This is a genomic window from Photobacterium damselae (genome assembly GCF_003026815.1).
Taxonomy (GTDB): Bacteria; Pseudomonadota; Gammaproteobacteria; order Enterobacterales; family Vibrionaceae; genus Photobacterium; species Photobacterium damselae.
This window is the reverse complement of the sequence record NZ_PYOG01000032.1, coordinates 25,701-33,843: the sequence shown is the minus strand read 5'-3', so window position 1 is coordinate 33,843 and position 8,143 is coordinate 25,701. Positions and strand designations below refer to the sequence as shown.

Genomic DNA, 8,143 nt, shown 5'->3' with positions numbered 1-8,143 from the left:
ACGAACAACAGGGGTGTAGCTCCAATTGGCAGAGCAGCGGATTCCAAATCCGCGTGTTGGGAGTTCGAATCTCTCCACCCCTGCCATATTTAAGAAGGCTCATATCGAAAGATATGAGCCTTTTTGCCATTTGTTAAAAATAAATTGAAGATCTTGAGTTGGTCGGTAAAAACGCACATCCTTGTTTATAGCTCATACTACTACTGTGATTGGCACAACTGCATTAAAGCGGCTAATAAAGGCTCGTGAGCTCGGCTTTTTTTACAACATAGTCCAAGAGCCAGTGGCTTGATATTTTGATCGTTGTGTTTAAATACGCGATCTTTCATTGGGCTATTATCAATCACAACATCAGGGGCAATACCCACCCCACATCCCAAAGCAACCATACTTACAATCGCCTCATGACCTGCAACTTGAGCATAAATTGTTGGGTTTATTTGGTTATCTCTGAGCCAATCATTACTATGATCTCGTGCGGTTCCTGATTCTGGAAGAATAAAAGGTAGCGTTTGCCATTGAGCAGATATTTGATGGGTTGGTTGCAATGACTGTCCCACTAGTAATGGACTGATAACCGTTAAGGTTACTTGATCAAACTCGATAAAGGTTAATTTGTTTGAGAGGTGTTTAGGTTTTGCAGCGATTGCAATATCGGCCTCATCATTGAGAACTTTTTCTATCGCTTGGGCTGGATCGCCAGTTAATAGCTGAATCTCTATTTGTGGGTGAGTTTGGCGTAATTCCGTGACAAGTTGCGGTAAATGACTATAGCTTGCGGTAACAGAACAAAAAAGAGTGAGTTTTCCTCTTAACAAGTGCTGGTCGGTTGAAAGCTGAGTTTTAAGTTGGTGCCATTGTTCAACGATACCTATTGCAACTGGTAATAGCTCTTTCCCTGCAGCGGTAAGTTCAACGCTGCGATTGTCGCGAATGAATAAGCTTTGCTCCAGCTCTTGTTCTAAACGCTGAATAACACGACTTAAGGCCGAGAGGCTGATATGAGTCTTTTGTGCTGTGACGGTAAAGCTTTTCGATTCTGCTAGGTGAATAAAGTGTTGCAAATTTTTTAGGTTCATCATCCATGTTGCATTTTTTGCAATTCGTTGTTGTGAATATAGCACTTTTCGCAACAAAAAGACTGATCTAGTATCAAAGCTATCGACAGGTACGTCACTTTTATTATTTAGTCATGGAGTTGGTTATATGGCAAATTACTTTAATACCCTAAATCTACGTGAGCAGTTAGATCAACTTGGTCGTTGCCGTTTTATGGCGCGTGAGGAGTTTACTGCAGAAGCGGATTATCTAAAGGGTAAGCAAGTTGTTATTGTCGGGTGTGGTGCTCAGGGTCTTAACCAGGGTCTTAATATGCGTGATTCGGGGCTGAACGTCGCATATGCGCTTCGTCAGGTAGCAATTGACGAGCAGCGTCAATCCTATCGTAATGCTAAAGATAATGGTTTTGAGGTTGGCAGTTACGAGCAACTAATCCCTCAAGCTGATCTTGTCATTAACTTAACTCCAGATAAGCAGCATACAAACGTTGTTAATGCGGTAATGCCTCTGATGAAGCAGGGAGCGACATTAGGTTATTCTCACGGTTTTAATATCGTTGAAGAAGGCATGCAAGTTCGTTCAGATCTAACTGTGGTTATGGTTGCCCCTAAATGTCCAGGTACAGAAGTGCGTGAAGAGTATAAGCGTGGTTTTGGCGTACCAACATTAATTGCGGTTCATCCTGAAAATGATCCCAATGGTGAGGGTTTAGCGATTGCAAAAGCGTGGGCGGCGGCAACGGGAGGCCATCGCGCAGGAGTGCTAGAATCATCTTTTGTTGCAGAAGTGAAATCAGATCTTATGGGTGAGCAAACGATACTTTGTGGCATGCTACAAGCGGGCTCTATTGTTTGTTATGAAAAAATGATTGCTGATGGTATTGAGCCAGATTATGCGGGTAAGTTGCTGCAATATGGATGGGAAACCATTACTGAAGCTCTAAAATTTGGCGGTATTACCCATATGATGGATCGCCTATCAAATCCTGCAAAAGTGCGTGCTTTTGAATTATCTGAAGAGTTAAAAGATTTGATGCGTCCTCTCTATAATAAGCATATGGACGATATTATTTCTGGTCATTTTTCAGCAACCATGATGGCCGACTGGGCTAATGATGATATCAATCTACTGACTTGGCGTAATGAAACGGGCGAGACTGCATTTGAAAATTACCCAAGTTCTAATCTTCATATTGAAGAGCAAGAATATTTTGATAACGGTATCTTAATGGTCGCGATGGTGCGTGCTGGCGTTGAATTGGCATTTGAAGCCATGACAGCATCTGGCATTATTGATGAGTCTGCTTACTATGAATCACTTCATGAATTACCGCTGATTGCTAATACGATCGCTCGTAAGCGCCTATATGAAATGAATGTTGTTATTTCTGATACTGCTGAATACGGTAATTATCTTTTTGCTAATGTTGCTGTTCCTTTGCTTCGTGAAAAATTCATGGCAAAAGTATCGACAGAAGATATTGGCCGTGGTTTAAGCTCCCATTCTCAGTGGGCAGATAATCAAACTTTAATTGAGGTAAACCAAACTATTCGTCAGCATCCTGTTGAGGTTATTGGTCATACGCTACGCGGTTATATGACAGACATGAAACGCATTGCTGTCGGCGGCGAGTAAATTTAACAATAGATATTAAAAAAGGGTCTGCATCAAACGTGCAGACCCTTTTTATTTATCTGTGCGCTAAGTGATTAAGCGTCTTTATTGTTATTTAACTTTGCTTCAAGCTCCGCCATTTTTTGCTCAAGCTCAGTTAGCTTTTGACGAGTACGCAGTAAAACTTGAGTTTGCACATCAAATTCTTCACGGTTAACAACATCCAGTTTGCCTAGTTGAGATTGGATCACTTGGCGAACTTTTTGCTCAACGTCGTTACCGAGATCTTTTACCGGCTGTGGCATTGACTCATGGATCTGCTTGGCTACTTGCTCAAGTTTTTTAGGATCGAACATGGTTTGGGTTTACTCCATAACGGCTTTTTCATAACTACTTTCATTCTATGTAAAGGTTCACTATTTGTCGCTTACTATTGCGAAAAATAAAAGAGGCCGCACATTGCGACCTCTTTATTTACTATTTTGATGAAAGTATTTTATTGATCATCTCGGTTTTTTAGTGCGTTGCGTGCTTCATCTACTCGCTTAAGTTTTTCCAGATCTTTATCTTCTACAAAGACTGGTAGTGGTTTATGAATACTAGCCAAATATGTATAGATAACTGGCAGTACAAAGAGAGTAAACAAGGTACCCACAGAAAGACCTGCAACGATAACAATACCAATACTAAAGCGCGATGCAGCACCTGCACCAGATGCATAAAGTAGCGGGATTAGACCTGCAATCATTGCCGCTGTTGTCATTAAGATTGGACGAAGACGAATTCGAGCCGCTTCAATAACAGCATCCATACGGGATTTTTTATTGTTAAGTTGTTCTTCTTTGGCAACTTCACAAATCAAAATACCGTGTTTACTGATCAAGCCGATTAAGGTGATAAGTCCGACTTGCGAGTAGATGTTCATGGTTGCGGCTCCCCATGCAAGGGAAATTAATGCACCACAAATTGCAAGAGGAACAGTAATCAGAATAACCAACGGATCGCGTAGTGATTCAAATTGGATTGCTAACACTAAGAAGATGATCGCCAAAGCCAATAAGAACGTAAAGTAAAGTGCATTACCTTCAGTTACAAACTGACGAGCTTCACCCATGAAGTTATATTGGTAACCTGATGGAAGAACGGTTTGAGCTGTACTTTCAAACCAATTAATCGCATCACCCATTGCAACCCCTGGAGCTAACGCAGCACTGATAGTTGCTGAGTTTAACTGGTTAAAGGTTGGTAATGAGCGTGGTTCTGAAATAACGCTTATTGTTACTAGGCTACTTAGTGGAATAGAGTCTCCGTTAGCAGCTCGAACATAGTAGTTCTTTAGATTCTCTGGGTTTAAACGGTATTTACGTTCAACCTGTGGGATCACTTCATAAGAGCGACCATTTAAGTCGATACGGTTGACATAACCATCAGCCATCATGGTACTAAGTGTTTGACCAATGTTTTGCATGGTGATGCCATAAGCGCCCGCTTTATCCTTATCAATCTTAATCTTCATCGTTGCTGAATCAAAATTAAGGTCGAGGTCGGAATAAACAATTTGTGGATTCTCTTTCACCTTAGTTAAGAAAGTACTCGCTACTTGGAATAAACTTTCAAAGTTATTTGGTGTAGTGATAACAAACTGCATTGGAAGGCCAGAACCTGCACCTGGCAATGGTGGCATCTGGAATGCCGTTACTGCCATTTGTGGAACATCTTTTACTAAGCCTGTTACACGTTTTGCAATTTGAGCCTGACTCGCTTTACGTTCACTCCATGGTACTAAAGAAGCAATACCAAAAGCTTGGTTCGATGTCATTACCCCAGAGAAGATCATGGAGAAAGCCACTTCAGGTTGATCCGTTAATACATGGTTAACCTGATCCATGGTGTTTTGAATGTAATCTAAGTTCACATTCGATGGTGCGTTTGCCATTAGTACAACCACACCGTTATCTTCTGCTGGAGCGAGTTCACTTGGGATGAACTTAAACATTAACGGTAAGCTAACGAAAACTAAAACCGCAAAGCCAATGACTACAGGACGCATAGTCATTAAGCCGTGCAGAATCTTTTCATAACGAACAGTAATACGCTCTAGAGTGTTATGGACAACTTGTTCAAACTTGCTTGGCGTTTTATCTGCTTTAAGCATTTTTGAACACATCATTGGTGATAGGGTCAGAGCCACAATACCAGAGATGAATACAGTACCCGCTAGGGTAAGAGCAAACTCTTTAAATAGGGTACCAGTTAAGCCACCCATTAGTGCGATCGGAGCGTATACCGCACCTAAGGTTAGAGTCATAGCAATAACCGGAACGGCAATTTCTCGAGTACCAATGATCGCAGCTCGGAACGGCGATTCGCCTTCTTTTATATGACGGTCAACGTTTTCGAGTACAACGATGGCGTCATCCACCACCAGACCGATGGCGAGAACCATGGCTAGTAAGGTTAACAAGTTCCATGAAAAACCTAGCGCTTGCATCACCATCGCCACACCAATCAGTGATAGCGGGATGGTCACAACAGGGATCACTACGGCACGGATTGAACCCAAGAATAAAGTAATAACAACCAGTACGATTACGGCCGCTTCAACAATAGTTTTAATAACTTCGTGAATTGACTCATTAATAGCAATAGTGGAGTCATACATGATGTTCATCTTAATCGTACTTGGCATGTTGCGTTCAAGTTCGGGTAAGATTTGGTATATACCTTTAGCAATGTTGATTGGGTTGGCTGTTGGTGCTGCGTTGATCGCGGCTACAACGGCTTCCTGACCATTGGCTGTTGCACGGTACTGGTCATGACTTTTCGCTAGCGTTACTTTGGCTATATCACCTAAACGAATCACTTGGCCTTTTTGAGTTGATACGACCAGTTTCTTCAGTTCATCGGTGTTTTTCACCTGAGTATCTGCAGAACCGTTATACAACACAAACTCGCCAGTTGCTTGACCTGTTGCTGATTGATAGTTGTTGCTGTTAAGCACATTCATCACATCAGCAGCAGATAAGTTATAAGCCCCCATTTTGGCAGGATCTAGCCATACACGAAGGGCGTATTTCATGCCACCGTATAGGTCAACTTTTGATACACCATTTACGGTGAACAACTGCGGGGTGACCACTCGTTGTAAGTAGTCAGTGATTTGGCTTGAAGATAATTCGTCACTGGTAAAACCGATATACATTACCGCTGTACCAGAGCCAGTAGACATGGTTACGGTTGGGTCTTCAGCTTCTTTTGGTAGCTGGGAACGAACCGAGTTAGTCTTAGCTAGAATATCAGCAAGTGCCGCATTGGGATCGGTATTAAGCTTCATGTTAACGGTAATGGTAGAAGAACCCAATACCGATGATGAAGTCATATAATCGATATTATCTGCCTGTGCAATGGCCTGTTCCAATGGCTGAGTAATAAAGCCTTGGATTAGATCTGCACTGGCACCGTAGTAGCCGGTACTCACCGTTACTACAGTGTTTGTCATGTCTGGGTATTCTCGGACCTGCATTTTAAAAACGGCTTGCAGGCCGAGTAGAGCGATCAGAAAGCTGATCGATACCGCAAGAACAGGACGTTTAATAAAAACATCTGTAAAGCGCATTGTTCCTCCAGATTACAGCATTGGGGTTTCTGCTGGGCTCTTAAGTGCATCACTTTCAACTACGTGCACTTTCGCATTGTTGCTTAGACGAACTTGACCTGAAGTAACAACAACATCACCAGGTTTCACACCATCAAGAACATGAACGATATCGCCTTTGTGTTCACCAGTTTTAACTACAGACTGCTTAACGCGTAGCGTGCCTTTGTCATCTTTTGCTGCAATATAAACATTGTCACCATATAGGGTGTAGGTGATGGAGGTTTGCGGCAGAATAATCTGATCTTTTAACGTAGGTAAGATGATGTGAGCACGGGCAAACATACCACTACGTAACTGACCATCATTATTTGGGATGTTGGCTTGAACCTGGATTAAACCACTTTGGTAATTAACTGCTGGCTCAATTGCACTGATCTTGCCGCTAAATGGCGTTTCTGGGTATGCATCAACAAAGATCTCAACATTTTGACCTAAGTGAATATCAGAAATGTCGGTCTGCGGCACAGTAAAGCGCAATTTCATAACAGAAGTATCTTCAAGGCGAACCACATCAGTACTAGGCTGAATGTATTGGCCAAGGAACACGTTACGTAGACCTACCTGACCGCTAAATGGGGCTTTGATAGTGCGACGGTCGAGCTGTGCGCGTTGACTTTCAATATCCGCTTTTAAGGAGAAGTAAGACGCTTGAGCATCTTCATAAGCTTCTTTTGAAATAGAATTTTTCTTATACAGCTCTTGGTAACGGATGTATTTTGCTTTCGCCGCAGGTAGACGAGCTACGTTACTCTGCAATTGTGCTTTTTCTACATCAGAATCTAGCGTAACTAAAGGCTGATCTTTTTTCACCTTCATGCCAGAGTCAAAATCAATTTTATCGATAATGCCTGAAACCTGAGAAGTAATAGTTACCCCTTGGTTTGGTTCGATAAAGCCGATAGCTTCAATGGATGGCACCCAATTGGTATTTTGCGCCGTTGTGACTGTCACCGGATAGTCAGGTTCAGGCATATTGGCCATATACTCGGCTATCTTCTTTTCTTTAAATAGATTGAAACCAATCACGCTCCCAAATAGCAGGAGGGCGAGAAGTAGCATCACTATCCATTTTTTCATCGTTGGGTGTGCTCCAATTATTATTAATGCTGAACAATGGCATCCCATGCCGCTTCAATCGCTGCTTCCAGCTGTTGAGGACTGACATCAAGCATGCCATTCATTTTCTTACGAGCGAGACAAGCACTTGGTTCTAGGCTTAGTACGCTCAAAATATCGTTATCAAGTCGTTTAAAAAGACCGACTTCTTTGCCTTGATCGAACATTTGATCGATTTTAGCAAACAGCTTTTTCTCACGAAGACGTTGTTCTGATGAATTTCGTCGAGGTAGGTGTTCAAACTGACCTTGATTGATTAACAGAACTTCTCCATTTATCGCCATATTCCAAATGTTGAGCCATATGGTGCGAAATTGCTGTTTCAAACTCATGTCATCATTGAGGTCTTGCACTATTTTTTGTGCCACATAACCTAAAATATGATCATGAAGTTGATAGAGCAGATCATCTTTATCGGCAAAATAACGATAGATTGTTCCTGCTGCAACGCCTGCTTCTTGCGCAACTTTTTGCATCGAGAGGCCATGAAACCCGTGCTTTGCAAGCAGCATTTCTGTTGCTTGTAAAATACGTTCTTTTTTATCATTCATGGTGATATCTGATCGCTGATTTATTGATGAGTGAACGTTCATTCACCAATTTTAGTTGGCTCTCAAATTTGTGCAAGTTTTAATTAAAATGAAAAAAAATACTGCAGTGTCATGGGCAAAATAGACAATCATACTATTCTGGTTA

At 41.9% G+C, this 8,143-nt stretch carries 6 protein-coding genes and 1 tRNA gene; 2 read left to right on the top strand and 5 right to left on the bottom strand.

Going from position 1 to position 8,143, the window contains the following annotated elements; all coding sequences use genetic code 11:
• The first annotated feature begins 9 nt into the window (after window positions 1-9).
• A tRNA-Trp gene (locus CTN07_RS19265) sits at window positions 10-86 on the top strand.
• A gap of 114 nt (window positions 87-200) precedes the next feature.
• On the opposite strand, the gene ilvY is transcribed toward CTN07_RS19265, so the two are convergent.
• Complete coding sequence (gene ilvY, locus CTN07_RS19260) at window positions 201-1,079, bottom strand: HTH-type transcriptional activator IlvY (RefSeq protein ID WP_036764630.1); 879 nt, start codon at window positions 1,077-1,079, stop codon at window positions 201-203.
• A gap of 127 nt (window positions 1,080-1,206) precedes the next feature.
• Between ilvY and ilvC the strand changes: the two genes are divergently transcribed.
• Entirely contained in the window at window positions 1,207-2,694 is a 1,488-nt protein-coding gene (gene ilvC / locus CTN07_RS19255) for a ketol-acid reductoisomerase (protein ID WP_005302325.1), read from the top strand.
• 74 nt (window positions 2,695-2,768) lie between these two features.
• Here the strand turns inward: ilvC and ubiK are convergent, their stop codons facing one another.
• From ubiK to CTN07_RS19235, 4 genes are all read right to left on the bottom strand, one after another.
• Complete coding sequence (ubiK, locus tag CTN07_RS19250; RefSeq protein ID WP_005302327.1) at window positions 2,769-3,029, bottom strand: ubiquinone biosynthesis accessory factor UbiK; 261 nt, start codon at window positions 3,027-3,029, stop codon at window positions 2,769-2,771.
• Between the two features lie 140 nt (window positions 3,030-3,169).
• Window positions 3,170-6,289 (bottom strand): multidrug efflux RND transporter permease subunit, encoded by a 3,120-nt coding sequence (locus tag CTN07_RS19245; protein WP_005302330.1) that lies wholly within the window; start codon window positions 6,287-6,289, stop codon window positions 3,170-3,172.
• 12 nt (window positions 6,290-6,301) lie between these two features.
• Window positions 6,302-7,408 carry an efflux RND transporter periplasmic adaptor subunit gene (locus tag CTN07_RS19240; RefSeq protein ID WP_036764632.1) on the bottom strand — a complete coding sequence of 369 codons (1,107 nt, stop codon included), beginning with the start codon at window positions 7,406-7,408 and terminating at the stop codon, window positions 6,302-6,304.
• A gap of 23 nt (window positions 7,409-7,431) precedes the next feature.
• Complete coding sequence (locus CTN07_RS19235; protein WP_036765209.1) at window positions 7,432-7,998, bottom strand: TetR/AcrR family transcriptional regulator; 567 nt, start codon at window positions 7,996-7,998, stop codon at window positions 7,432-7,434.
• Window positions 7,999-8,143 lie beyond the last annotated feature (145 nt).